This is a genomic window from Variovorax sp. N23, from assembly GCF_025486315.1.
GTDB lineage: Bacteria > Pseudomonadota > Gammaproteobacteria > Burkholderiales > Burkholderiaceae_C > Variovorax.
In genome coordinates this window covers 126,784-152,825 of record NZ_JAOOPY010000008.1, presented here as the reverse complement: position 1 = coordinate 152,825, position 26,042 = coordinate 126,784, and the positions used below count along the sequence as shown (strand labels likewise).

The 26,042-nt window shown below is 70.3% G+C and carries 22 protein-coding genes; 16 read left to right on the top strand and 6 right to left on the bottom strand.

What is annotated here, in order from left to right:
- Positions 1 to 38: 38 nt before the first annotated feature.
- A complete protein-coding gene (locus N8A90_RS14545; RefSeq protein ID WP_262075637.1) occupies positions 39 to 689 on the top strand; it encodes a TetR/AcrR family transcriptional regulator in 651 nt (216 codons plus the stop codon).
- A 1-nt stretch (position 690) separates the two neighbouring features.
- Here the strand turns inward: N8A90_RS14545 and N8A90_RS14540 are convergent, their stop codons facing one another.
- Both N8A90_RS14540 and N8A90_RS14535 read right to left on the bottom strand, forming a co-directional pair.
- The gene (locus tag N8A90_RS14540) at positions 691 to 1,932 is read right to left on the bottom strand and encodes an MFS transporter (protein WP_262075636.1); all 1,242 of its coding nucleotides are present in this window, start codon (positions 1,930 to 1,932) and stop codon (positions 691 to 693) included.
- A 34-nt stretch (positions 1,933 to 1,966) separates the two neighbouring features.
- Positions 1,967 to 3,067: a pirin family protein gene (locus N8A90_RS14535; protein ID WP_262075635.1), complete on the bottom strand. Its 1,101-nt coding sequence runs from the start codon at positions 3,065 to 3,067 to the stop codon at positions 1,967 to 1,969.
- A 161-nt stretch (positions 3,068 to 3,228) separates the two neighbouring features.
- On the opposite strand from N8A90_RS14535, the gene N8A90_RS14530 reads away from it, so the two are divergent.
- Positions 3,229 to 4,275, top strand: coding sequence for a DUF2272 domain-containing protein (locus N8A90_RS14530; RefSeq protein ID WP_262075634.1), 1,047 nt, complete (start codon positions 3,229 to 3,231; stop codon positions 4,273 to 4,275).
- Positions 4,276 to 4,278: 3 nt separating this feature from the next.
- On the opposite strand, the gene N8A90_RS14525 is transcribed toward N8A90_RS14530, so the two are convergent.
- Entirely contained in the window at positions 4,279 to 4,527 is a 249-nt protein-coding gene (locus N8A90_RS14525) for a DUF3297 family protein (RefSeq protein WP_262075633.1), read from the bottom strand.
- A gap of 51 nt (positions 4,528 to 4,578) precedes the next feature.
- On the opposite strand from N8A90_RS14525, the gene N8A90_RS14520 reads away from it, so the two are divergent.
- Positions 4,579 to 5,181, top strand: a complete 603-nt coding sequence (locus N8A90_RS14520; RefSeq protein WP_262075632.1) for a DNA-3-methyladenine glycosylase — start codon at positions 4,579 to 4,581, stop codon at positions 5,179 to 5,181.
- A gap of 6 nt (positions 5,182 to 5,187) precedes the next feature.
- Here N8A90_RS14520 and N8A90_RS14515 read toward each other — a convergent pair whose 3' ends face one another.
- The 3 genes from N8A90_RS14515 to N8A90_RS14505 are packed head-to-tail and all read right to left on the bottom strand — an operon-like array spanning position 5,188 to position 11,060.
- Positions 5,188 to 6,654: an efflux transporter outer membrane subunit gene (locus N8A90_RS14515; protein ID WP_262075631.1), complete on the bottom strand. Its 1,467-nt coding sequence runs from the start codon at positions 6,652 to 6,654 to the stop codon at positions 5,188 to 5,190.
- On the bottom strand, positions 6,654 to 9,830 hold the full coding sequence (locus N8A90_RS14510; protein WP_262075630.1) for an efflux RND transporter permease subunit: 3,177 nt from the start codon (positions 9,828 to 9,830) through the stop codon (positions 6,654 to 6,656). The genes N8A90_RS14515 and N8A90_RS14510 overlap by 1 nt, the downstream gene beginning before the upstream one ends.
- 9 nt (positions 9,831 to 9,839) lie before the next feature.
- The gene (locus N8A90_RS14505) at positions 9,840 to 11,060 is read right to left on the bottom strand and encodes an efflux RND transporter periplasmic adaptor subunit (RefSeq protein ID WP_316044020.1); all 1,221 of its coding nucleotides are present in this window, start codon (positions 11,058 to 11,060) and stop codon (positions 9,840 to 9,842) included.
- A 390-nt stretch (positions 11,061 to 11,450) separates the two neighbouring features.
- On the opposite strand from N8A90_RS14505, the gene N8A90_RS14500 reads away from it, so the two are divergent.
- The 13 genes from N8A90_RS14500 to N8A90_RS14440 all read left to right on the top strand — a co-directional run bounded on the left by N8A90_RS14500 (position 11,451) and on the right by N8A90_RS14440 (position 26,038).
- The gene (locus N8A90_RS14500) at positions 11,451 to 12,242 is read left to right on the top strand and encodes a class II aldolase/adducin family protein (protein WP_262075628.1); all 792 of its coding nucleotides are present in this window, start codon (positions 11,451 to 11,453) and stop codon (positions 12,240 to 12,242) included.
- Between the two features lie 123 nt (positions 12,243 to 12,365).
- Entirely contained in the window at positions 12,366 to 13,934 is a 1,569-nt protein-coding gene (locus N8A90_RS14495) for an ABC transporter substrate-binding protein (protein WP_262075627.1), read from the top strand.
- Positions 13,935 to 14,071: 137 nt separating this feature from the next.
- Positions 14,072 to 15,043 carry an ABC transporter permease gene (locus N8A90_RS14490; RefSeq protein ID WP_262075626.1) on the top strand — a complete coding sequence of 324 codons (972 nt, stop codon included), beginning with the start codon at positions 14,072 to 14,074 and terminating at the stop codon, positions 15,041 to 15,043.
- Entirely contained in the window at positions 15,040 to 15,888 is an 849-nt protein-coding gene (locus N8A90_RS14485; RefSeq protein ID WP_262075625.1) for an ABC transporter permease, read from the top strand. The genes N8A90_RS14490 and N8A90_RS14485 overlap by 4 nt, the downstream gene beginning before the upstream one ends.
- Positions 15,885 to 17,534, top strand: coding sequence for an ABC transporter ATP-binding protein (locus N8A90_RS14480; protein WP_262075624.1), 1,650 nt, complete (start codon positions 15,885 to 15,887; stop codon positions 17,532 to 17,534). Before N8A90_RS14485 ends, N8A90_RS14480 begins: the two co-directional genes overlap by 4 nt.
- A 17-nt stretch (positions 17,535 to 17,551) precedes the next feature.
- Positions 17,552 to 18,499: a 2-hydroxyacid dehydrogenase gene (locus tag N8A90_RS14475; RefSeq protein WP_262075623.1), complete on the top strand. Its 948-nt coding sequence runs from the start codon at positions 17,552 to 17,554 to the stop codon at positions 18,497 to 18,499.
- Between the two features lie 35 nt (positions 18,500 to 18,534).
- On the top strand, positions 18,535 to 19,905 hold the full coding sequence (locus tag N8A90_RS14470; RefSeq protein ID WP_262075622.1) for an aminotransferase: 1,371 nt from the start codon (positions 18,535 to 18,537) through the stop codon (positions 19,903 to 19,905).
- On the top strand, positions 19,902 to 20,960 hold the full coding sequence (locus N8A90_RS14465) for a histone deacetylase family protein (RefSeq protein ID WP_262075621.1): 1,059 nt from the start codon (positions 19,902 to 19,904) through the stop codon (positions 20,958 to 20,960). The genes N8A90_RS14470 and N8A90_RS14465 overlap by 4 nt, the downstream gene beginning before the upstream one ends.
- Before the next feature lie 10 nt (positions 20,961 to 20,970).
- Positions 20,971 to 21,876, top strand: coding sequence for a DMT family transporter (locus tag N8A90_RS14460; RefSeq protein ID WP_262075620.1), 906 nt, complete (start codon positions 20,971 to 20,973; stop codon positions 21,874 to 21,876).
- Between the two features lie 36 nt (positions 21,877 to 21,912).
- Positions 21,913 to 22,659: a GntR family transcriptional regulator gene (locus N8A90_RS14455; RefSeq protein WP_262075619.1), complete on the top strand. Its 747-nt coding sequence runs from the start codon at positions 21,913 to 21,915 to the stop codon at positions 22,657 to 22,659.
- On the top strand, positions 22,656 to 23,684 hold the full coding sequence (locus N8A90_RS14450; RefSeq protein ID WP_262075618.1) for a histone deacetylase family protein: 1,029 nt from the start codon (positions 22,656 to 22,658) through the stop codon (positions 23,682 to 23,684). Before N8A90_RS14455 ends, N8A90_RS14450 begins: the two co-directional genes overlap by 4 nt.
- Positions 23,681 to 24,739 (top strand): phosphotransferase, encoded by a 1,059-nt coding sequence (locus N8A90_RS14445; RefSeq protein ID WP_262075617.1) that lies wholly within the window; start codon positions 23,681 to 23,683, stop codon positions 24,737 to 24,739. Before N8A90_RS14450 ends, N8A90_RS14445 begins: the two co-directional genes overlap by 4 nt.
- A 15-nt stretch (positions 24,740 to 24,754) precedes the next feature.
- Positions 24,755 to 26,038, top strand: coding sequence for an aspartate aminotransferase family protein (locus tag N8A90_RS14440; protein WP_262075616.1), 1,284 nt, complete (start codon positions 24,755 to 24,757; stop codon positions 26,036 to 26,038).
- Positions 26,039 to 26,042: the final 4 nt, after the last annotated feature.

Sequence of the window (26,042 nt, the reverse complement as noted above, 5' to 3'; positions counted from 1 at the left end):
GAGAGAATGGACGCTGTCCACATGAAATTCCTCGTGCCATGAGTCCCGTTCCCGTCCCGCTGCCGGTGCGCAGCACCTACCGCCATGGCGACCTGCGGCGCGCGCTGCTCGAAGCGGGCATCGCGCTGGCGCGCAGCGGGGGCCCGGAGGCGGTGGTCCTGCGCGAAGTCACGCGGCAGGCCGGGGTGGTGCCCAACGCGGCGTATCGGCACTTCGGCAGCCGGCAAGAACTGCTGAAGGCCGTGCGCGCGGCCGCACTGTCGGCTTCCGCCACGGCCATGGAGGCCGAACTGGCCGCTGTTCCTGCGGGCTTGCCGCCGCCAGATGCCGCACGCGCCGCGCTGCGCGCCATCGGCACCGGTTACCTGCGCTTTGCACAGGCCGAGAACGGCCTGTTCCGCACCGCCTACGCGGCCTCCGACGATCTCGCGGGCCCGGGTGACCCGGCGCGTGCCGGGCCCAGCGGCAAGAACCCCTTCCAGCTGCTGGGCGAGGCCCTCGACCAGATGGTGGCCGCCGGCCTGATGTCGCCGGAGCGCCGTCCGGGCGCCGAATTCCTGGCCTGGTCGGCGGTGCACGGCCTCGCGATGCTGGTGCTCGACGGGCCGCTCGGCCCGGTGGTCGGCCCGCAGATGCAGCAGGTCGGACAGCGCCTGATCGACATGGTCGAGCACGGCCTCTCGGTCTGAATCAGCGCCCGCCAGGCGCCCGCAGGCTCGCGGGCTTGGGCAGGAACACGAAGGCGCCGGCCCCCGCCACCAGCAGGGCGGCGATGGTCAGCAGCACGCTCACGAACGGGTCGGCCCCGTGCGCCGACGCGACGGAAGCCACCGCACCCGTGAACCACTGCATCACCGCCACGCCGAGGAACATCGCCATCGTGAAGACCGCCATCGCGCGGCCGGTCATCGCGGCCGGATAGGCCGCCTTCACGTCGGCGTACTGCAGCACGATGTAGCCCGAGAGCAGGCCGACGGCGATCAGGCCCGCCACGTCGAGTGCCGCGCCGGGGTCGAGCGCCATCACGCCGAAGACGGCCGCCACCGTGAGCGTGAAGCCGACGATCCAGCGCCGCCGCGCCGCGCCGGGGTCGAAGCGGCCGAACAGCACCGGCCCGAACATGCCGACCACCGACACCGCGATCGCCACGTTGCCGCTCTGCACCAGCGAGAAGCCGTGCCGCTCGATCAGCAGCGGCCCGAGCCACAGCCCGCGCAGCGAGATGAAGGACGCGTAGGTCACCCATGCCAGCGCGACGATGCCCAGCGTGTGGGGCAGGGCGAACAGCGCGCCGTAGCTGCGCAGCGCGCCGAGCACCGACGGCCGCTCGGCCGCGGCGACCGGCGCCGGCGGCTCCTGCACCAGCCACAGGATCAGCCCCCACGCCAGCACCGAGACCCCACCCAGCGCCCAGAAGCCGGTGCGCCACGAGGTCGCCTGCACCAGCCACGCGAGCGGCGTGCCGGTCAGCAGCATGCCGAGCGAGCCGAGGCCCAGCGTCAGGCCCGACACCGCCGCGAAGCGCTCCGCCGGGAACTGCCGCGCGATGAACACGGTGCACACCAGGAAGGCCGGCGCACAGCCCACCCCGATCAGCACCTGGCCCGCCACCAGCACCGGGAAGTTCGGCGCCAGCGCCGACACCGCCGCGCCGATGATCGCCAGCGGGAACGCGGCCAGCACCGTGCGGCGCACGCCCTGCAGGTCGATGCCGATGCCCATCAGCAGCTGCAGCGCGCCGAAGGCGAAGTGGAAGGCACCCGCGAACAGGCCCAGCGCCTGGGCCGACAGGCCGAACTCGGCCTGCAGCGGCGTGGCCAGGATGGCGGCGACGGTGCGGAAGGCCTGGCTCAGCGCGAAGGCGCCGGTCAGGGCCAGCAGCATCAGCCAGGGCGAACGGGCGGGGTGGTGTCTCGGAAGGCTCGTTGTCATTCGGGTCACGCCATCGGTGGGCGCGACCTGCAGCCTAACCGCTGATCGCGGCGTCCGCTGTCGCTTGCGGCGCTGTCGCTTGCGGCGCTGTCGCCGGACGCTCCTCGCGCCCGTCCGGATGCCGCGCGAAGCGGGCCGGGTCGGTGCCGTGCACCGGCGCCTCGTCCGCCCACGGCCAGCCGCCGAACCGGGTGCGGCGGTAGTCGGCCATGGCCTGTTCGATCTCGGCGCGGGTGTTCATCACGAAGGGGCCGTACTGCGCCACCGGTTCGGCGATCGGGCGGCCCTGCAGCACCAGGAACTCGCTCACCACGTCATCGCCGTTGACCAGCTCGACCGCCTGGTCGGCGCGCAGCTCGATCGCGGCGTGGCGCGTCACCGCGCGGCCACCCACGGTCACCGACGCGCCCTTGAAGAAGTACAGGCTGCGCCGCGTGCCCCGGCCCTGCGCGGCGGGCAGGGTCCAGCGCGCGCCGGGGGCCATGCGGATGGTCCAGATGGCGACATCGGCATCGTCCTGCGCGGCCCACGAATCCGGGGGCGGCGCCAGTGGGCCACCGGCCGTGCCGGGGGCGGCATCGATGGGGCCGATGCGGCCGGCCACGCAGGCCACGTCGGTGGTGCGGCCCGCGTCGTCGGTGGCGGTGAAGCGCGGGATGTCTTCGGCCCAGAACATGGTGAAGTGCGGCGCGACCATCTTGTGGCGCGCCGGCAGGTTGAGCCAGATCTGGAACAGCTCCAGCGGGTTGGGCGCTTTCGCGTCGAGCAGCGGGAACATCTCCGAATGCACGATGCCCGCACCGGCCGTCACCCACTGCACGTCGCCGCCGCCGAAGCGCGCGGCCGCGCCGAGCGAGTCGGCATGGTCGATGAGGCCCTTGCGCACGATGGTCACGGTCTCGAAACCGCGGTGCGGGTGGCCGGGAAAGCCGGGGATGTCCTCGCCGTGGTACATGCTCCAGCCGTCCTTGCGGCTGAAGTCCTGGCCGATGGCGCGGCCTTCGAGCGACACCGCCGGGCCCATCGCGCCATTGCCGGCGGGGTAGGCGTCGTCGTGGTACGCGCAGAACAGGAACGGGTCGAGGGTCTCCCACGGAAAGCCGAGGGGCTTGATCTGGACGATGGGGTCGGTCATGGCGGTGTCTTTCGAGTGAGCGCCGGCTGCGAGGGCGGCGGCGATCCTCGGAATATGAGGCCGGATCGACAGGACGGAAGGCCGGTGGGAAGGACACCTTGTTCCGCGTGCGGAACGCAGGGCCGGTGGCGCGCGCCGCGCGCGGCTATGCTGCCCCTCGCATGCCCGTCGCCGCCATCCGCTCCTGTTGCTCGAAATCGCTGACATGCGCCGCGCTGACGCTCGCCGGGGCCGCCTCCGCGGGGGCTGCCGCCGACACCATCGACACCGCCGCCACCTGCCTGCGGACCGCGACGCAGGTCCCCGCGCCGCCCCGCGCCATCGCCTTCGCCGCAGCCGCTCAGCGGGAGCTCCAGGCCTTCGGCGACCAGACGCTCGATGCCGAGGGCCGGCTCGTCATCGCCGGCAGCTCGGAGGCAGAAGACACGCGCCGCGGCCTCGGCGACCGGCCGCCGTGGCAGCGCGTGCTCGGCTACTGGGAGGCGGTCGATCCGCAGGACGGCCTGCTGCCGTCGCAGGTGCGCTTCGGCGCATGGCGGCCGGCCGACCGGCGCCTGCTGGTGCAGGCCATCGGCCAGGCGTCCGAGGCGCGCTTGCAGGGGCTGGGCGTCGGGCCCGACCAGGGGCTGGAGGCGTCGGAGGTGCGTGCCTTGCAGACGGCCGTCAACCGCGTCGCGGTGATCGACACGCCCTGGTCGGCGGCCTTCGTGAGCTGGCTGGCGCGGCAGGCCGGGCTGGGCGACGGCGAGTTCGTGTTCTCCGAGGCGCACGCCGATTACGCCGGCGCTGCCTGGCAGGCCGGCGTGGCCGAGGCGGCGGGCCGCTCGACGCGCTATGCGATGCGCGCCTGCGACATCACGCAGACGCCGCCGCGCGTGGGCGACCTGGTCTGCCAGGCGCGCGGCGCCCGTGCCGGGCTCGACAGCTTCGCGCGCATCGGCGAGGTGCTGGCCGAGCGGCCGACCGGCGGCGCAGCCCTGCCTATGCATTGCGATGCGGTGGTGGCGGTCGATGCGCAGGGCTTCGACACCGTGGGCGGCAACGTGCTGCAGTCGGTCACGCGGCGCCGGCTCGATGTCGCACCGGGCACGTCGGTGCTCGATGCGAGCTATCTGGCCGAAGGCTGCACGGCGGGCACGCCCGGCTGCGTCGACCGGCACCTGAGCCGGCAGCCCTGGTCGCTGCTGCTGCAGTGGCGCGAGCGTTGAAGCTCAGCGGTAGAAGACTTCGACCCTGCCCTTGAGCTTGAGCATCAACGGCTTGCCCTTGCGGTCGAGCGTCTTGCCGGCCGGCACCTTGATCCAGCCTTCGCTGACGCAGTATTCCTCCACGTCGGCGCGCTCCTTGCCGTTGAAGCGGATGCCGATGTCGTGCTCGAACACGGCGGCGACATGGTGCGCGCTGCGCGGGTCGATGGAGAGGTGGTCGGGCAGGTCGGGGCGGGCGGTGGAATCGTTCATGGGGTCGGAGGAGTTCGTGCCCGCCATTTTCTCTGGGAAACTGCGCCACCCATGCCGCGCGCTTCGCATCGCCCCCTCGACCTCGATTTCGATGCCCCCTCCGAGGTCGTGGCGCGCGCGCTGATCGGCGTCACGCTGCTGGTCGACGGCGTCGGCGGCCGCATCGTCGAAACCGAGGCCTACGACCGCGACGACCCGGCCTCGCACACCTTCGGCGGGCCGACGCTGCGCAATGCGGCCATGTTCGGGCCGTCGGGCCACGCCTACGTCTACCGCTCCTACGGCATCCACTGGTGCCTGAACGTCGTCTGCCGCGAAGCGGGCCACGGCGCCGGGGTGCTGATCCGCGCGATCGAGCCCACGATGGGCATCGCGCGCATGCAGGCGCGGCGCAGGCTCGACGACCTGCGCCTGCTGTGCGCCGGCCCGGGTCGCGTGGGGCAGGCGCTGGGCATCGACGGCAGCTTCAACGGCAAGGCGCTCGATGCGCCGCCCTTCGTGCTGCTTCCTCCCCTCGGCGACCAGCCTGTGGTGCAGGTCGAGGTCGGCCCGCGCATCGGGATCTCGAAGGCCGCCGACGTGCCGTGGCGCTTCGGGGAGAGGGGCTCGCGCTTTCTGAGCAGGCCGTTTCGGGCAGTGCTGCGCGCGCGCTGATGGCCCTCAGCCGCCGGTCGACTTCGGCGCCATGCCGCCGGCGGCCTGCTCCGTCGTCTCGCGCCAGCCGCCCCCCAGCACCTTGTAGAGCGTGAGGCGATTGGTCTGCTCGGTGAGCTGCAGGCTGATGAGCGACTGCTGCGCCGCGTACAGCGCGCGCTGCGCGTCGAGCACGTCGAGGTAGGCCGCGCCGCCGCTGCGGAAGAGCGCGTCGGACAGCTCGAAGGCCCGCGTCGTGGCTGCGACCAGCGATTGCTGCGCGGCCAGCCGCTCGCCCAGCGTGCGCCGCGCGGCCAGGGCGTCGGCCACCTCGCGGAAGGCGACCTGCAGCGTCTTCTCGTAGCTCGAGAGCTGAATCTGCTGCTGCGCCTCGGCCACGCCCAGGTTGGCGCGGTTGATGCCGCCGTCGAAGATCGGCAGGCTGATCGACGGCGCGAAGTTCCACGCCGCGCTGCCGTCCGCGAACAGGCCCGACAGGCTGCTGCTCGCGGTGCCGGCCGAGCCGGTGAGCGTGATGCGCGGGAAGAAGGCCGCGCGCGCGGCGCCGATGTTGGCGTTGCTGGCGCGCAGCGCGTGCTCGGCGGCCAGCACGTCGGGCCGCTGCTGCAGCACCGACGAGGGCAGCTCGGCCGGCGGCGCGAGCAGCTGCGCGGCGGGCGCCTGCGCCATCGCGGCCATGGGCGGCGGCAGCAGCTCGGCGGGCACCGTGGTGCCGGCCAGCAGGTTCAACGCATTGCGGCTCTGCTCGGCCTGGCTGTCGAAGGCGGCCGCATCGGCGCGCGCGGTGTCGACGGTCGTCTGCGCCTGCGCCAGCGCCAGGCCCGACTGCGCGCCCAGGTCGTAGCTGCGCTTGATCAGGTCGTAGGACTTCTGTCGCGTTGCGAGCGTCTCGCGTGCGAGCTGCAGGCGCTGCTGGTCGGTCGCCAGCACCAGCCAGGCGGTGGCGACTTCGGCGACCAGGCTCAGCTGGGTGCCGCGGCGCGCGTCCTCGGTGGCAAAGAAGCTCTCGAGCGCGGCGTCGCTCAGGTTGCGCACCCGGCCGAACAGGTCGAGTTCGTAGCTCGTCAGGCCGAGGTTCACGTTGTACTGCGTCGCGAGGCGGGTCTGCCCACTGCTCGACACGCTGCCGGGCGTGCGGGTGCGGCTGCCGCTGGCGCCCAGGTTGGCCGACGGGAAGGCGCCGGCGCGTGTCACGCCGTACTGCGCCCGCGCCCGATCGATGTTCAGCGCGGCCACGCGCAGGTCGCGGTTGTTGGCCAGCGCGAGTTCGACCACGCCGCGCAGCCGCGCGTCGACGAAGAACTCGCGCCAGCCCAGGTCGCGCGCGGCGGGTTCCGCAGCGGCCATTCCGGCAGGTGCCGAGGCCCAGGCCGCGGGCACCGGCGCGGCCGGCTGGGTGTACGTGGGCGCAAGGTTGACGCAGCCCGACAGCAGGGCGACCGGCACGGTCAGCGAAAGAAGGGTGCGGCGCATCAGTGGCTCCCTTGCTCGATGGCCTGCACCGGCATGGCCGGCGGTGCCCGCTTGCTGCGGCGACGTTCCATGAAACCCCGGATCAGGACGAAGAAGAGCGGGACGAAGAAGATGCCGAGCGCGGTGCCGACCACCATGCCGCCCAGCACCGCGGTGCCGATCGACTGGCGGCCGCCGGCGCCCGCGCCGGTGCCGATGGCCAGCGGCAGCACGCCGAAGCCGAAGGCCAGCGAGGTCATCAGGATGGGCCGCAGCCGCAGGCGCACCGCCTCCAGCGTCGCCTCGAGCACGCTCTTGCCCTGCTCCTGCAGTTGCTTGGCGAACTCGACGATCAGGATCGCGTTCTTCGACGACAGGCCCACGGTGGTCAGCAGGCCGACCTGGAAGTACACGTCGTTGCTCAGGCCGCGCGTCCAGGTGAAGAGCAGCGCGCCCACCACGCCCAGCGGCACCACCAGGATGACGGAGAAGGGCACCGACCAGCTCTCGTACAGCGCCGCGAGGCACAGGAACACGAAGAGGATCGAGATGGCGTAGAGCATCGGCGCCTGCGCGCCCGACAGCCGCTCCTGGTAGGACGCGCCCGAGAACTCGTAGCCGATGCCGGCGGGCATCTGCTTCATCACGTCCTCGATTGCCAGCATCGCCGCGCCGGAGCTCACGCCCGGTGCCGCGTCGCCGACGAACTCATAGGCCGGCGCGCCGTTGTAGCGGATGAGTTGCGGCGAGCCGTAGGTCCAGCGCGTGCTCGAGAAGGCGGTGAAGGGCACCATCTGGCCGAGCGTGTTGCGCACGCTCCAGCGGCCGATGTCGGCGGGCAGCATGCGGAAGGGCGTGTCGCCCTGCATGTAGACGCGCTTGACGCGGCCGTTGTTCAGGAAGTCGTTCACGTAGGTGCCGCCCATCGCGGTCGACAGCGTGCTGTCGATGGCGGAGGTGGTGAGGCTCAGCGCGCCGGCCTTGGCGTCGTCGATGTCGACGGCGAATTCCGGCGTGTCTTCCAGGTTGTTGCTGCGCACGTTCGCCAGCTCGGGGCGCTGGCTCATCAGCTGCTGTGCCTGGTCGCGGGCCTTCAGCAACGCGGCGTGGCCCAGCCCGTTCTGGTCCTTGAGGAAGAAGTTGAAGCCGGCGTTGGCGCCCAGGCCGCGCACGGCCGGCGGCAGCACGACGTAGATGCGCGCGTCGCGCACGGCGGCGAGGTCCTTGCTGCCACGGCGGGCCACGGCGGCGGCGGAATGCGCCTTGCCCGGCCGGTCGTCCCAGTCCTTGAGCTTGACGAAGGCGCGTGCCGAACTCTGGTCACCGTTCTGGCCGACGATCAGGTTGATGGTCACGACCTCGGGCTGCTTCAGGAAGTAGTCCTGCACCTGCTGGAGCACCGGCTCCAGGCGCGCATTCGACGATCCGGGCGGCAGCGTGATCTGAACCTGCACGAAGCCCTGGTCCTCGTCCGGCAGGAAGGAGGTGGGCAGGCGCATGAACATGACGGCCATCACCGCGCAGATGCCGAGGTAGACCAGCAGGCTGCGCTTGCCGCGCCGCACGATGCTGCCGACGACGCCCGTGTAGCGGTCGGCGCTGCGGTCGAAGCGCTTGTTGAAGCCCGCGAAGAAGCGGTCGACGTAGCCCAGCGGGCCTTTGCGCGGCGCGCCGTGCGGCGAGTGCGCGCCCTTGGGCACCGGCTTGAGCAGCGTGGCGCACAGCGCCGGCGTGAGCGTCAGCGCCACCAGCACCGACAGCACCATGGCGGACACGATGGTGATGGAGAACTGGCGGTAGATCACGCCGGTCGAGCCGCCGAAGAAGGCCATCGGGATGAACACGGCCGACAGCACCAGCGCGATGCCGACCAGCGCCGGCGTGATCTCGGCCATCGACTTCTTCGTGGCCTCCTTGGGCGACAGGCCCTCCTCGCTCATCACCCGCTCGACGTTCTCGACCACCACGATGGCGTCGTCCACCAGGAGGCCGATGGCCAGCACCATGCCGAACATCGTCAGCGTGTTGATCGAGTAGCCGAAGGCCGAGAGCACGCCGAAGGTGCCCAGCAGCACCACCGGCACCGCCACCGCCGGGATCAGCGTGGCGCGGAAGTTCTGCAGGAAGACGTACATCACCAGCACGACCAGCAGCATGGCCTCGGCCAGCGCCTTGATCACCTCCTCGATCGACGCACTCACGAAGGGCGTGGTGTCGAAGCTCACGAAGGTCTCGAGCCGGTTCGGGAAGAAGGGCTGCAGCTCGGCGATCTTGGCATTCACTTTCTCCGCGACCTGCACGGCGTTCGCGCCGTCCGCCAGCACGATGCCCAGGCCGGCTCCGGGCTTGCCACCGAGCACCGAGCGCACCGTCAGGTTCTCGGCGCCGAGTTCGATGCGGGATACATCGCGCAGCCGAACCACGGCACCGTCCGCGGTCGCGCGCAGCACCACGTTGCCGAACTGCTCGACGGTGCGCAACTTGCTCCGCGCGGTGATGGTGGCGTTGAGCTGCTGCTGCGACGTGGCCGGCAGCGCGCCCAGCTGGCCGGCCGACACCTGGGCGTTCTGCGCCTGCAGGGCGGTGTTCACGTCCGAGGGCATCAGCGAATACTTGCGCAGCTTGTCGGGGTCGAGCCAGATGCGCATCGCGTAGCCGGTGCCCAGCGTCTGTACCTCGCCCACGCCGTCAATGCGGCTGACGACGTCGACCAGGTTGCTCGTGATGTAGTCGCCCACGTCCACGGCGCTGGCGCTGCCGTCGCCCGAGAACATCGAGACGATCATCAGGAAGTCGTTGCCGCCCTTGATGACGAACACGCCGCGGGTCTGCACCTGCTGCGGCAGCCGCGCCATGGCAGGCTGCAGCTTGTTCTGCACCTGCATCTGGGCCACGTCGACGTTGGTGCCGGGTGCGAAGGTCAGCTGGATGCGCGAGACGCCCGACGAGTTGCTGGTGCCCTGCATGTAGAGCAGGTTGTCGATGCCGGTGAGCTGCTGCTCGATCACCTGCGTGACCGAGTCCTCCACCGTCTTGGCCGAGGCGCCGGTGTAGGTCGAGACGATGGACACGCGCGGCGGCGCGATGTCCGGGTACTGCTCCAGCGGCAGCGTGCGGATCGCCATCAGCCCCGCGAGCATGACGATGATGGACAGCACCCACGCGAAGATGGGGCGGTCGATGAAGAACTGGGCCATGAGGGTTCCTCAGCGCACGGCCGTCGTGGACGGCGCAGGCTTCGCGCTCGCGACCGGCCCCGTGGCCACCGACATGCCGCTGCCGTTGAGCGCCTTCGGCGCGCCGCCGCCCGGTGCGGCCGGCGCCGCGACTTCCGAGGCGCGCACGGTGTCGCCCACGCGGGCGCGCTGCGAGCCCTCGACCAGCACCCGGTCGCCGGCGCTCAGGCCGCCGAGCAACTGCCAGCGGTTGCCGACGGCGCGGCCCACCACGATGGGGCGCCGCACCAGCTTGTCGTCGGCGCCGACCACCAGCGTCGACGCGGCGCCGTCGGGCGTGCGCGTGACAGCCTGCTGCGGAATCAGCAGGGCCGCCTCGTTCACGCCTTCCTGCAGCACGGCGCGCACGTACATGCCGGGCATCAGCAGGCGGTCGGGGTTGGGCATGACCGCGCGCAGGGTCACGCTGCCGGTGCCGGCATCGACCGTCACGCCGGCGAAGGTCAGCTTGCCGGGATGCGGGTAGACCGTGCCGTCTTCCAGCAGCAGCTGGATGGGGGCCTCGTCGGCCTTGCCGCGCTGCAGGCGGCCTTCGGCCAGGTCGCGCTTGAGGCGCAGCAGGTCCGCGCTGGACTGGGTGACGTGCACGTACACCGGGTCGAGCTGCTGCACCGTGGTGAGCGCGGTCGCCTGGTTGGCGGTGACGAGCGCACCGGCCGTGACGCTCGAGAGCTCGACCCAGCCGGTGATGGGCGAGCTGATGCGCGTGTAGCCGAGGTTGATGCGGGCCGTCTGTTCCGCGGCACGCGCCACCGCCACGTCGGCCTCGGCCTGCATCGCCGCGGCCTGCGTCTGCTCGTTCACCTGCTGGCTGATCGCGTCGATCTTGACCAGCTCGGCATTGCGCCGGGCCACGGTGCGCGCGTTCGCGAGCGTCGATTCGGCCTTGCGCACGTTGGCCTGGGCGCTGGCGTAGACCGCCTGGAACGGCGCCGGGTCCAGCTGGTAGAGCGCCTGGCCTTCCTTGACCTGCGAGCCTTCGCTGAACAGCCGCTTCTGGATGATGCCGCCGACCTGCGGCCGGATCTCCGCGATCACCGGCGCCACGGTGCGGCCCGACAGCTCGGTGTTGAAGGCCAGCCGCTCGGGCTTGAGCGTGACCACGCCCACCTCCTTGACCTGCGGCTGCGCCGCGCCCTTGGCGGCTGGCTCGTTGCGGGAGCACGCCGTGACGGCCAGCGCGGCCGCCAAGCCCCACGCAAGTCCAAGACGAATGCCGTGAGAAGCGGACGGAGACGGCGCGGGAGGGACAGGGTGCGGCATGGAAACGGGGTGGTGGTGTGGGGCAGACGGGAAGTGTGAAACGAGCGGGCGCTGCTGGTTCGCGGCAGGAGCGGGAAGAAGCCCTGCTTTACAGAACTTCACATTTACAGCGGCCTGTGTCCATATGCAAGCGCAATGCCCAGTCGCGGTGGATCGTCCGTGAAATCCTGCACCGTTTGCGGGCGGGTTCCCCCTATCACGCCTGGCCCGTAATTTGCATGATAAATGTCAAACGTTGACTGTCGACAGCTTACATATTGACCGCCCGCGCCATTCCGGCTGCGGCTGTCGAGGCAGGCGGCGAGCCAAGGACCCTTCATGCACCTCCAATCCGTGAGCCCCCGAAAGACCGGGATTTCCGCCGCCGAGCGCCTCGTGCGCGAAGACCTGGCCGCCGCCTACCGGCTGGTCGCGTACTACGGCATGGACGACAGCATCTACACGCACATCTCGGCGCGCGTGCCGGGCGCCGAGGGCCAGTTCCTCATCAACCCCTTCGGCATGCTGTTCCGCGACATCACGGCCTCGTCGCTGGTGAAGATCGACCTCGAGGGCCGCATCCTCGACGACTCGCCCCACGACGTGAACCCCGCCGGCTTCACCATCCACAGTGCGGTGCATTCGGCCCGGCACGACGCCGCCTGCGTGCTGCACACCCACACGGTGGCTGGCGTGGCCGTGTCTTCGCTGGCCGACGGCCTGCAGCCCTGCAACCAGTGGGCGCTGCAGTTCTACAACCGCGTGGTCTACCACGACTTCGAGGGCATCGCGCTCGACCACGAGGAGCGCGAGCGGCTCGTCACCGACCTCGGCCCCACGTCGCGCGCCATGATCCTGCGCAACCACGGCCTGATGACGCTGGGCCGCACCGTCTCCGAGGCCTTCATCCTGATGCTGAACCTCGAACGCGCCTGCCGCGTGCAGGTGGCCATCGCCTCCACCGGCGAAGCCATCCACCCCGTGCCGCCCGAGGTCTGCGAGCGCACCGCACGCCAGTACGAGAGCGGCGACAGCACGCGCGAAGTCGGCCAGGACGACCCGAACGCCCGCGAATGGCGCGCGATGCTCGAACGCATCGCGCCATCGCCGGTCACGTCCTTCCGCGATTGAACGTGTGAATGAACCTGTGCGCGCGCCGCGCTCGCGACGGTTCCTTCACGCGTTCTGAGCCCGCTTTTTTCTTTCCGTCGATCCTTCCTCCAACCCTTCTCGAGCTTCTAGGAGTCCTTCCCCATGAAAAGACGCAATCTCATTCAGGCGGGTGCTGCTGCCGCCGCCGGCTTCTCGATCGCCGGCGTGCCGCTGCACGTCCTGGCGGCCGGCAAGAAGGGCGGCGTGATCAACGCCGTCGTCCAGCCCGAGCCGCCGAGCCTGATGGTCGGCATCACGCAGAACGCGCCCACCCAGCTGGTGGCCGGCAACATCTACGAAGGCCTGCTGCGCTATGACGAGAAGATCAACCCGCTGCCCGGCCTGGCGACCTCGTGGACCTCGAACAAGGAAGGCACGCTCTTCACCTTCAAGCTCAAGCCCGGCGTGACCTGGCACGACGGCAAGCCCTTCACCGCCGCCGACGTGGTGTTCTCGGCCGACGTCTTCCTGCGCAAGACCCATGCGCGCCTGCGCAACAACCTGGCCGCCGTGGAGAGCATCAAGGCGATCGATCCGTTGACGGTCGAGTTCAAGCTCAAGTACCCCTTCGGTCCCTTCCTCGGCATCTTCGAGGTGGGCAGCATGCCGATGGTGCCCAAGCACATCTACGAAGGCACCGACTTCGCGACCAACCCGGCCAATGCCACGCCCATCGGCACCGGTCCGTTCAAGTTCAAGGAATGGGTCAAGGGTAGCTACATCCAGCTGGTGGCCAACGACAAGTACCACGTCAAGGACATGCCGCTGGTCGACAGCGTCTACTTCCACATCATTCCCGACGCGGCATCGCGCGCGGCCGCCTTCGAGTCGGGCAAGGTCGACGTCGTGCCCGGCGGGGCGGTCGAGTACTTCGACGTGCTGCGCCTGTCCAAGCTGCCCGGCGCGGCCGTCACCACCAAGGGCTGGGAGTTCTTCGCGCCGCACGCGTGGCTGTGGATCAACAACCGCAAGGCGCCGATGGACAACGTCAAGTTCCGCCAGGCGCTGATGTTCGCGATCGACCGCGAGGCGATCTGCAAGGTGGCGTGGCAGGGCTTCGCCAAGCCGGCGACCGGTCCGTTCAACAGCAACATCAAGTTCTACAGCACCGACGTCGCCAAGTACCCGCGCAACGTCGAGACCGCCAAGAAGCTGCTGGCCGAGGCCGGCTACAAGGGCGAGACGCTGCGCCTGCTGCCGCTGCCCTACGGCGAGACCTGGACGCGCGCGGCCGAGATCCTGCGCCAGAACCTGCTGCAGGCCGGCGTGAAGATCGAGATGGTCGCCACCGACGTCGCGGGCTGGAACCAGAAGCTCAACGAGTGGGACTACGACCTCGCCTTCACCTACGTCTACCAGTACGGCGACCCGGCCCTGGGCGTGTCGCGCAACTACACGACATCGAACATCGCCAAGGGCTCGCCCTTCAACAACGTCGAGGGCTATTCCAACCCGAAGGTCGACGAGCTGTTCGAAGCCGGCGCCAAGGAAGCCGATCCGGAAAAGCGCAAGGCCATCTACCTGCAGGTCCAGAAGATCCTGCTGGACGAAGTGCCGGTCGCGTGGCTCTACGAGATCAACTTCCCGACGCTGTACCGCACCAAGCTCGCGAACCTCGTGACCTCGGGCATCGGGCTGAACGACAGCCTGGGTGGCGCAAGTATTGGCTAACCCCCAGGCTTCGCGCACTGCGTGTCGCTTTGCCCACCCCCTTGCAGGGGGCGACACCTGCGGCCCGGCGAAGCCGGTTCCGCGGTGTCCCTGGAAAAGAGCGTGCAGGACGCGCGTCGACGGATTGGAGTGATTGAATGAAACGCACGCAATTTATGGTCAAGCGGGTGCTGCAGGGGCTGATCGCCATCCTGCTCATCGCGACCGTCAACTTCATGCTGGTGCGCGCTGCGCCGGGCGATCCGGTGTCGGTGATGGCCGGCGAGGCGGGGGCGTCCGACGCGCAGTTCGTGGCGCAGCTGCGTGCGCAGTTCGGCCTCGACAAGCCGCTCACCACACAGCTCGCCACCTACCTGGGCAAGGTGGTGCAGCTCGACCTGGGCTATTCCTACCGGCAGCAGCAGCCGGTGCTCCAGCTCATCCTGGACCGCCTGCCCGCAACGCTGCTGCTCACCGGCAGCGCCTTCGTGCTGTCGCTGATCTTCGGCATCACGCTGGGGGCGCTGTCGGCACGAAAGGCGGGCACCTGGGTCGACAGCGCCATCAGCCTGGTGGCGCTCGTCTTCTACGCCACGCCGCTCTACTGGCTGGCGCTCATGGCCGTGCTGGTCTTCACGGTGCAGCTCGACTGGCTGCCCGGCTTCGGATTCAGCACTGTGGGTTCCGGCGCCACCGGCCTCGCACTGGCCTGGGACATCGCGCAGCATCTGGTGCTGCCGGTGCTCACGCTGGCGCTGTTCTACATGGCCGTGTATGCGCGCATGACCCGCGCCGCCATGCTCGAGGTCGCGCAGATGGACTTCGTGAAGACCGCCCGCGCCAAGGGCGTGAAACCCGGGCGCATCCTGCGCGCCCATGTGCTGCGCAACGCGCTGCTGCCGGTCGTCACGTTGGCGGGCATTCAGGCCGGGGGGCTGATCGGCGGCGCCGTGCTGACCGAGACGGTGTTCGCCTGGCCCGGCCTCGGGCGTCTGATGTTCGACGCGCTGCTGCAGCGCGACTACAGCCTGCTGCTGGGCACCTTCCTGGTCACGGCCGCCATGGCCGTCCTCTTCAACCTCATCACCGACCTGGTCTACACCCTGGTGGACCCCCGGATCGAGCTATGACACTCAACAGTCCATTCTGGCGGCGCTTCCGCCGCAACAAGGGTGCCGTCGCCGGCATGGTGGTGCTGCTGCTGGTCGCCTTCATCGCCGTGTTCGGCCCGTGGATCGCCACCAACGACCCGTGGGGCATGGTGCAGCAGCCCTTCCTGCGTCCGTGGACGGAGCCCGGCTTCGCCATGGGCACCGACACGCTCGGGCGCGACATCCTCTCGGGCGTGATCTACGGCGCGCGCATCTCGCTCTTGATCGGCCTGGTGTCGACCGTCGTCGCGCTGCTCATCGGCGTCACGCTCGGCGCCATCGCCGGCTATTTCGGCGGCTGGGTCGACGCGGCGCTGATGCGCTTCACCGAGATCTTCCAGGCGGTGCCCAGCTTTGCGCTGGCCATCGTGCTGGTCGCCATCTTCCAGCCCTCGGTGGGTTCCATCGTCGCGGCCATCGCGATCGTGTCGTGGCCGCCGGTGGCGCGCCTGGTGCGCAGCGAGTTCCTCACGCTGCGCCAGCGCGACTTCGTGCAGGCCGCGCTGCTGGCCGGCCAGTCGACGCCGCGCATCATCCTCACGCAGATCCTGCCCAACGCCATGTCGCCCATCATCGTGATGGCCTCGCTGATGATCGCCACCGCGATCCTGCTGGAGTCGAGCCTGAGCTTCCTCGGCCTGGGCGACCCCAACCAGATGAGCTGGGGCTACATGGTCGGCTCGGCGCGCACCGTGCTGCGCCAGGCCTGGTGGATGGCGCTGTTCCCCGGCCTGGCCATCGTGCTGACGGTGCTCGCGCTCAACCTCGTGGGCGAAGGCCTGAACGACGGTCTCAACCAGCGCCTCGACGGGAGAACGAAATGAGCGTCACCGCCATGAAGCCCGTGCAGCCGGTGCTGGAGGTCGTCGACCTGAGCATCTGCCTGCCGTCCGGCGCCGACCGCGCGCTGGCCGTCGAAGGCGCCTCGCTCTCGGTGCTGCCGGGCCAGACGCTGTGCGTCGTCGGCGAGTCCGGTTCGGGCAAGTCGATGATCGCCAACTCGGTGATGGGCCTGCTGCCGCAGCCCCATGTGCGGCCGGTCGGCGGCAAGGTGCTGTTCGAGGGCATCGACCTGCTCACGCTGACCGAGCCGCAGATGCGAGAACTGCGCGGCCGCCGCATCGGCATGGTGTTCCAGGAGCCGATGACGGCGCTGAACCCGGTGATGCGCATCGGCGAGCAGATCGGCGAGGTGTTCGACGCGCACATGAACGTGCCGGCCGACGAGAAGCGCAAGCGCATCCTCGCCGCGCTGGCCGACGTCGGCCTGCCCGAGCCCGAACTGCTGATCGACGCCTACCCCTTCCGCCTGTCGGGCGGCCAGCGCCAGCGCGTGATGATCGCCTGCGCGCTCATCCTCGAGCCGGTGCTGCTGATCTGCGACGAGCCGACCACCGCGCTCGACGTGACCACGCAGGCGCAGATCCTGAAGCTGGTGCGCGAGCTGCAGCAGCGCCGCGGCACCGCGGTGCTCTTCATCACGCACGATTTCGGCGTGGTCTCGGAGATCGCCGACCACGTCGTGGTGATGCAGACCGGCAAGGTGGTCGAGGCCGGCCCGGCGCGCGACGTGCTGCAGGCCCCGCAGCACCCCTACACGCGCAAGCTGATCGATGCCATTCCCACCGGCACCGCCACGCGGGCGCCGTCGACCAGCGACGCGCCCTTCGTGCTGCAGGTGCAGGACCTGTGCAAGACCTACCGCTCCGGCAACGGCCTGTTCAAGCGCGGTCGCGCGGTGCAGGCGGCCAAGGACATCAGCTTCGACCTGCGCCGCGGCGAGACGCTGGGCGTGGTGGGCGAATCGGGCTCGGGCAAGTCGAGCGTGGGCCGCTGCCTGGTCGGGCTCGCGCCCTTCGACAGCGGCCGCATCCTCTTCAACGGGCGCAACCTCGCGCAGGGCGGCAACTTCCGCGCCGCGGCCGCGGGCAAGATCCAGATGGTCTTCCAGGACCCCTACGCATCGCTCAACCCGCGCCACCGTGTGGGGGCCGCCATCGCGGGCGGCCCGATCGCGCAGGGCGTGAGCAAGGCCGAGGCGATGGCGCGCACGATGGCGCTGCTGAAACTGGTCGGCCTGGGCGCCGACGCGGCCGAGCGCTATCCGCACGAGTTCTCGGGCGGACAGCGCCAGCGCATCGGCATCGCCCGCGCACTGGCGATGCAGCCGTCGCTGCTGGTGGCCGACGAGCCGGTGTCCGCGCTCGACGTGTCGGTGCAGGCGCAGGTGCTCGAACTCTTCGCGCAGGTGCGCGAGGAATTCCAGCTGGCCATGGTCTTCATCACGCACGACCTGCGCGTGGCCGGCCAGATGTGCGACCACATCGCCGTCATGCAACGCGGCGTGGTGGTCGAATACGGCGAGACGGCCAAGGTGCTGGGTGACCCGCAGCACGCCTACACGCGCAAGCTGATCGATGCCGTGCCGCGGCTCGCATCGCCGGCCGAACCCTCCGCCCTGGTGGCCTGATCCCGAAGACATTGAAGATGAAGAAGCCTCCCGTCGTCGCGCTGCTGAGCTCGGTGATCCCCATGCAGTACCTGGCCGATGCCTTCGAGGAGGCCCAGCCGGGCATCGACGTGCGCCTGGGCGCCGACCTCGGTGCGCTCGAAGACATCGACATCGCCGTGTGCTGGTTCCCGCCGCACGGCCGGCTCGCGCAGTTCCCGAAGCTGCAGCTGGTGCAGTCGCTGGCCGCCGGCGTCGACCACATCCTGGCCGACCCCGACCTGCCGCGCCACCTGCCGCTGTGCCGCATCGTCGACGACACGATGGCCGCCGGCATGAAGGCCTATGTGAGCTGGGCCGTGGTGCAGCACCATCGCGGCATGAAGGCGTATGTCGCGAGTTCCGATGCCGCGACGTGGGAGGAGCAGCCGGTGGTCTCGCCGCGCCGCCACCGCGTGGGCATCGCCGGCCTCGGCACGCTGGGCCTGGCCTGCGCCGACGCGCTCGCGACCATCGGCTACCAAGTGCGCGGCTGGAGCCGCAGCCCGAAGAGCGACTTGCCCGAAGGCGTGACCGGCTTCCACGGCGCCGACCAGCTCGACGACTTCCTCTCGGGCTGCGACACGCTGGTGTGCCTGCTGCCGCTGACACCGCAGACGCAGGGCTTCCTGAACGCCGCACTGTTCGCCAGGCTGCCGCGCGGCGCACACCTGATCAACGTCGGCCGCGGCGACCACCTGGTCGAGGCCGACCTGCTGCCGGCGCTCGCATCGGGCCAGCTGTCGGCCGCCACGCTCGACGCCTTCTCGCAGGAGCCACTGCCGAAGGACCACCCGTTCTGGGGCCACCCGGCCATCCTCGTCACGCCGCACATCGCGACGCGCACCGACCGCCTCGTCATCGCCCAGCAGACGCTCGCCAACCTGGCCGCCATCCGCGAAGGCCAACGCCCGCTCAACCAGATCGACCTCGAACGCGGCTACTGAGCCGCCACCCGGCCGATCGTCATCAGGAGAATCTCATGAACGCACCCACCCACGCCGAGAACGCAGCGCACGACGTCGCGGCCCACCTCCACCCCTTCACCAACCTCGCAACGCACCCGCAGGTCGGCCCGCTGGTCATCACGCGCGGCGACGGCATCTTCGTGGAAGACGACCAGGGCCGCCGCTACCTCGAGGCGATGTCGGGCCTGTGGTGCGCGTCGCTGGGCTTCAGCAACGCGCGCCTGGCCAAGGCCGGCAGCGACGCGCTGCATGGCCTGCCGTACTACCACACCTTCAACGGCCGCTCGAACCCCGCCGCCATCGCGCTGGCCGAGAAGCTGATCGCGCTGGCCCCGGTGCCGATGTCCAAGGTGTTCTTCGCCAACAGCGGCTCGGAGGCCAACGACTCGGCCGTGAAGCTGGTCTGGTACTACCACAACGCCATCGGCAAGCCGGCCAAGAAGAAGATCATCGCGCGCAAGAACGCGTACCACGGCGTCACGGTCGCCGCCGCGAGCCTGAGCGGGCTGATCACCAACCACCGCGACTTCGACCTGCCGATCGACCGCATCCTGCACGTCGACTGCCCGCACCACTTCCGCTTCGCCGAGCCGGGCGAAACCGAAGAAGACTTCGCAACCCGCCTGGCCGACAAGCTCGAGCAGCGCATCCTCGAAGAAGGCCCCGACACCGTGGGCGCCTTCATCGCCGAGCCGGTGATGGGCGCGGGCGGCGTGCTGGTGCCGCCGGCCACCTACTTCGAGAAGGTGCAGAAGGTGCTCGCCAAGTACGACGTGCTGCTGATCGCCGACGAGGTGATCTGCGGCTACGGCCGCACCGGCGAGATGTTCGGCTCGACCACCTTCGGCCTCAAGCCCGACATTCTCACCAGCGCCAAGGCGCTGTCGTCGGGCTACGTGCCGATCTCGGCCGTGATGGTCAACGAGAAGGTGCATGCGGCCATCGCCGCCAACAGCGGGAAGATCGGCACCTTCGGCCACGGCTTTACCTACTCTGGCCACCCGGTCGCCTGCGCCATCGCGCTGGAGACGCTGCAGGTCTACGAAGACGAGCACATCCTCGCGCACGTGAAGTCGCTGGTGCCGCAGTTCCAGAAGGCGCTGCACGGCTACCAGGGCCGCAAGTACGTCGGCGAAGTGCGCGGCGTGGGCCTGATCGGCGCGATCGAGCTGTACGCCGACCCGGGCCGGCGCGTGGCCTTCGACCCCGCGCAGAAGGCCGGTTACCGGCTCGCCGAGCTGGCGCTGGCGCAGGGCCTGATCGTGCGCGCCATGGGCGATTCGGTCGCCTTCTGCCCGCCGCTCATCACCACCGCTGCCGAGATGGACGACCTCTTCGTGCGCTTCGACCGCGCCATGGCCATCTTCGAAGAGACCTTCGCATGAAGGCCTTCTTCACCGACGACCAGCTGCTGCACGACCCGCAGCAGTACATGCGGGTCGGCCGCATCTGCAAGCCCACCGACCTGCCCAGCCGCGCGCATGCGCTGCGCGATGCGCTGGCCGGCCGCGGCATCGCGCTGGCGTCGCCGCCGGATGTGGGCCGCGCGTCGCTCGAGGCGGTGCACAGCGCCGACTACCTCGACTACCTCGAGACCGCCTACGCCCAGTGGCGCGAGCTGAAGGTGTTCGGCCTGGAGCCGGGCATCGAGGTGCTGCCCAACCTCTCGCCGTACTACAACGGGGTGCCCGGCGTCGACCGCGCGCCGTGCCCGTCGCCATCGCTCATTGCGCGCACCGGCTACTACATCAGCGACCTGTCCTGCCCCCTCGGGCCGCACACCTGGCGCTCGATCCTGCGCTCGGCGCACACGGCGGTGGCCGCGGCCGATGCGGTGCTGGCCGGCGACGACGTGGCCTATGCGCTGTGCCGGCCGTCGGGCCACCACGCGCACCGCGACCGCGCGGGCGGCTTCTGCTACATCAACAACAGCGCCATCGCGGCGCAGCGGCTGCGCACGCAGCACGGCCGCGTGGCGGTGTTCGACGTCGACGCCCACCACGGCGACGGCACGCAGAACATCTTCTATGCGCGCGGCGATGTGCTCACGGTGTCCACGCACGCTGATCCGAGCGGCTACTACCCGTTCTACACGGGCTATGCGCACGAGCGCGGCGTCGGCGCGGGCGAGGGCTTCAACCTCAACCTGCCGCTGGCGCACGGCAGCGGCAACGACGTGTTCCTCGACGCGGTCGACCGCGGCGTGGCGGCGGTGCGCGACTTCGCGCCGGGCGCGCTGGTGCTGCCGCTGGGCTTCGACACCTACAAGGACGACCCCATCAGTGTGCTGAAGCTCGACCTCGAGGCCTACCGCGCCCTCGGCGAGCGCGTCGGCGCCCTGCAACTGCCGACGGTGGTGGTGCAGGAAGGCGGCTACATGGTCGAGGCCATCGGCCCGGCGCTCGACCAGTTCGTGCAGGGCTTCCTGTCCACCCGATGAACGCCCACCGATGAGCGCCGCCATCGCCTCGCTGCGTCCGCCGGGCTCCCGCAGCGCCGGCGTCGCGATCTTCTTCTGCGCGCTGGTGGCCTTCGCGTCGTACGACGCGTTCTGCAAGTACATGCTGCAGTTCTATTCGGCGCCCTTCGTCAACGTGATGCGCTACTTCGCCGTCATCGGCATCGCGTTCGCGATGCTGCTGCACCACGGCGACCTGCGCATCTGGCGTGCGCCGCAGAAGCCGCTGCTGCTGCTGCGCGGCGTGATGCTGGCGACGGTGGCCACCTGCTTCATGACGGCACTGCTGTGGATGCCGCTGGCCGAGGCCACCGCCATCTACTTCACCGCGCCGCTGCTGATGGTGGCGCTGTCGCCCTGGCTGCTGGGCGAGACGGTGCGGCGCAGCCGCTGGATCGCGGTGCTCGTGGGCTTCGGCGGCATGCTGCTCATCGTGCGGCCGGGCGGCAACCTGCCGCTGCTGGGCACGGTGCTGATGGCGGTGTCGGCCGTCTGCTACGCGGTCTTCCAGCTGCTCACGCGGCGCCTCGCCGGCCAGGTGGCGAGCCCTGTGCAGTACGCGTACACGGCGATCGTCTGCCTGGTGGTCACGGCCATCCCCGCGCCCTTCTTCTGGCCGACGCAGCATGTGCCCGTCGGCGACGCGCTGCTGCTGCTGGCCGGCGGTGCCTGCAGCGGCGCCGCGCAATGGCTGCTGCTGGCCGCGTTCTCGCGCGTGGAAGCCTCGACGCTGGCACCGCTCAACTACTTCCAGCTCCTGCTGGCGGTGCTGATCAGTTCCTTCTTCTTCCACCGGCCGCCCGACACGATCGCCATCGCCGGCATCGCGCTGATCATGTGCGCCGGCATGTACATCGCGCGCGCGCGCTCGGCGCCGCCGAGGGTCGCCCCCGAATAAGAACGGAGCCGACGGCTCCAACGAGACAGGACATCCATGGCTCTCTCCGCCCCCCCCGACATTCCGATGTTCGAATCCGTCGAGTCGACCGACCTGGTCGGCCTGGTGGAGGCGCAGCTCACCCGCGCCATCGTCGAAGGCCACCTGCCGCCGGGCAGCCGCATCGTCGAAGCCGACATCGCCCGGCGCATGGGCATCAGCCGCGCGCCGGTGCGCGAGGCCGCACGCCGGCTGGAGCGCCAGGGTGTGCTGGTCGCACGCCCGCGCCATGGCTTCGCGGTGCGGACCATCAGCGTGCAGGAGATCGACGACCTGTACGAAGTGCGCATCAGCATCGAGCTGACCTCCATCGAGCTGGCCTGCCGCAAGGCCGACGACGCCGGGCTGGCGCGGGTGCAGGCGCTGCTCGAGAAGATGGTCCGCCCCGACCCCGACCTGCCGCAGGGCGAGCGCATCGCCAGCGACCTCGCGCTGCATACGCTCATCTGCGAACTGGCGGGCAACGCGCGGCTGCTGCGCATCTTCATGGACACGCAGATGGAGCTGCGCATGATCATCGCGCTCATCAATGCCGTGGACGATTCCGCCGCGGTGGCCGCGACGCACCGCGTGATCGTCGATGCGCTGATGCGCCGCGACGCCGAGGCCGCGAAGAAGGCCATGCGCATCCACCTCGAATACGCCTGGGAGCATGTGCGCGCGCTGTTCGTCGAACAGCACGGCGACGCGCCGTCCCTGCCGCGCCGGCCGCTGCCACGCATCGCCCTCGGAGAACTCGCATGAAGGTCGTCTACACCGACACCCACAAGGACCACGACCCGCAGCTCTTCATGGTGCGCGGCAAGCTCAAGCGCAGCAACGAGCAGCCCGAGCGCGCCTTCCGCCTGCTGAAGGCGGTGCAGGCCGAGGGCCACGAGGTCATCACCGCCGAGGACTTCGGCGCCGCGCCGCGTGCGGCCGTCCACACGCCCGAGTACCTGCGCTTCCTCCAGACCGCCTACGAACGCTGGCAGCTGCTCGACGACCCGTCGGACGAGGTCATGCCCAACATCCACCCGTTCCTGGGGCAGCCCTGCACCTACCCCGAGAGCGTGGTCGGCCAGGCCGGCTTCCACATGGGCGACGCAGCGTGCTCGATCGGCGCGCACACCTGGGCGGCCGCCACCGCGTCGGCCCACATGGCAACGCACGCCGCGCAGCTGGTGCTCGACGGCGAGCGAGCGGCCTACGCCTTGTGCCGCCCGCCCGGCCACCATGCCTACGTCGATCGGGCCAACGGCTTCTGCTACCTCAACAACGTGGCCGTCGCCGCGCAGCACCTGCGGCAGGCGCATGCGCGCGTGGCCATCCTCGACATCGACGTGCACCACGGCAACGGCACGCAGGGCATCTTCTACCGCCGCAGCGACGTGCTGACCATTTCGCTGCACGGTGACCCGCGCAACTTCACGCCCTTCTTCATCGGCCACGCGCACGAGCGCGGCGAGGGCGAAGGCCTGGGCTACAACATCAACAAGCCGCTGGCGCTGGGCACCGACATCGACGGCTACCTGCCCGCGCTGCGCGACGCCTGCGACAGCATCCGCGCCTTCGCGCCCGGCGCGGTGGTGGTGGCGCTCGGCCTCGACGCGCACGAGAGCGACCCCTACAAGGGCATGAAGATCACCACGCCCGGCTTCGCGGTGCTGCTGGCCGAGATCGCGCACCTGGGCCTGCCGACCGTGCTGGTGCAGGAGGGCGGCTACCTGTCGGACGACCTCGGCCCGAACATCGCGAGCGCGCTGCGCGGCTTCGAGGGCGTGGCATGACCGACGTGGCGGAATTCGACGACGCGAAGGTGCTGAGCGAGGGCTCGCCCGAACTCGACGAGGCCTGGGTCTGCACGCTCGCGCAGGAGCGCTGGGGAATCGCCGGCGAGATGAAGCCGCTGACCGGCGAGCGCGACCGCAACTACCGGCTCGAGCGCGCATCGGACGGCGCGCGCTTCATGCTGAAGATCTCGCACCCGGCCGAGACGGCGCTGGTGGCCGACTTCCAGACGCAGGCCCTGCTGCATCTCGCGAAGGCCGACCCGACACTGCCGGTGCAGCGCATCGTGCCCACGCTGGACGGCGCGCCGTCGATCGTGGTCGACCCGGGTGACGGCCTGCCCCGCGTTGCGCGCGTCTTCACCTACCTGCCCGGTCTGCCGCTGCCCGACGCGCCGCGCACGCCGCTGCAGCAGCAGAACCTGGCGCGCATGCTGGCGCGGCTCGACGTGGCGCTGGCCGGCTTCGACCACCCCGCCGGCGACCTGCCGCTGCCCTGGGACCTGCAGCGCGCCGAGAGCGTGCGCGGGCTGCTCGCGCACATCGCCGACGCCGATCGGCGCGCGCTCGCCACAGCCGCGCTCGACCGTTTCGAGCACACGGCCCGGCCGGTGCTGCGCACGCTGCCCGCGCAGCCGATCCACAACGACTTCAACATCTACAACGTGCTGGTCGACCCGCACGACACCGACCGCATCGCCGCCATCCTCGACTTCGGCGACATGGTGCGCGCGCCGTGCATCGACGACCTGGCCGTGGCCGCGGCCTACCAGATCGGCACCGACGACGCGCCGCTGGCGCACATCGTGCCCTTCGTCGCCGCGTACCACGCGGTGCGGCCGCTGTCGGCGACCGAGCTCGACCTGCTCTTCTCGTTGATCACCGCGCGGCTGGTGATGGTGGTCGCCATCAGCGGCTGGCGCGCCGCGCGCTACCCGGAGAACGCGGCCTACCTGTTGCGCAACAACCCGCTGTCGTGGGCGCGGCTGCAGGCCTGCGAACGCGTCGGCCACGCCGCGGCCACCGCGGCCTTTCGCAGCGCCTGCGGCCTCTAAATTGAAAGCCATCGCATGTCCTCGATTCCCGCCGACACCCAGGCCTTGATGGAACGCCGCGCCCGCGTGCTCGGCCCGGCCTACCGCCTGTTCTACGAGACGCCGCTGCACCCCGTGCGCGGCGACGGCGTGTGGCTGCACGACGCCGACGGCAAGCGCTACCTCGACGCGTACAACAACGTGGCCTCGGTCGGCCATTGCCACCCGCACGTGGTCGAGGCCATCGCGCGGCAGGCGGGCATCCTCAACACGCACACGCGCTACCTGCACGAAGGCGTGCTCGACTACGCCGAGCGCCTGCTCGCCACGATGCCCAGCGAACTCGCGCATGCGATGTTCACCTGCACCGGCAGCGAAGCGAACGACCTGGCGATGCGCATCGCCAGGTCGCACACCAAGGCCGAGGGCCTGATCGTCACGCGCTTCGCGTACCACGGCGTCACCGCGTCGATCGCCGAAGCATCGCCGTCGCTTGGCCACTTCGTGCAACTGGGCGACAGCGTGCGTACCGTGCCCGCGCCCGACAGCTACCGCATCGCGCCGTCGGAGGTAGGGCCCGTCTTCGCGGCCGGCGTGCGCGAAGCCATCGCCGACCTCGCGGCCAAGGGCGTGCGCCCGGCGGCGCTGCTGGTCGATACGTCCTTCTCCAGCGACGGCATCTTCACCGACCCGCCCGGCTTTCTTCAGGAAGCGGTCGAGGCCGTGCGCGAGGCCGGCGGCATCTTCATCGCCGACGAGGTGCAGGCCGGGCTCGGCCGCACGGGCGATGCGATGTGGGGCTTCCAGCGCCACGGCGTGGTGCCCGACATCGTCACCATGGGCAAGCCGCTGGGCGCGGGCCACCCGCTCGCTGGCATCGCGATCCAGCCCGCGGTGCTGGCCGCTTTCGGCCGCGAGTGCCGCTACTTCAACACCTTTGGCGGCAACCCGGTGTCGATGGCCGCCGGCATGGCGGTGCTCGACGTGATCGAGCGCGAAGGGCTGGTCGCGAACGCGCAGCGCGTCGGCGCGTACCTGCGCGGCCGGCTCGGCCAACTGGCAGATCAGCATGCGCTGATCGGCGACGTGCGGGGCGCCGGCTTCTTCGTCGGCGTCGAGATGGTGAGCGACCGCTCCGTGCGCACGCCCGCGACGGCCGAGACGGCGCGCATCGTCAACGCGATGCGCGAGCGCGGCGTGCTGTTCAGCGCCACGGGCGAGCATGCCAACACGCTGAAGATCCGCCCGCCGCTCGTCTTCTCCGAAGCCAATGCCGACCTGCTGGTCGAGACCCTGGACAGCGTGCTCGCCACGCTGTAAACAG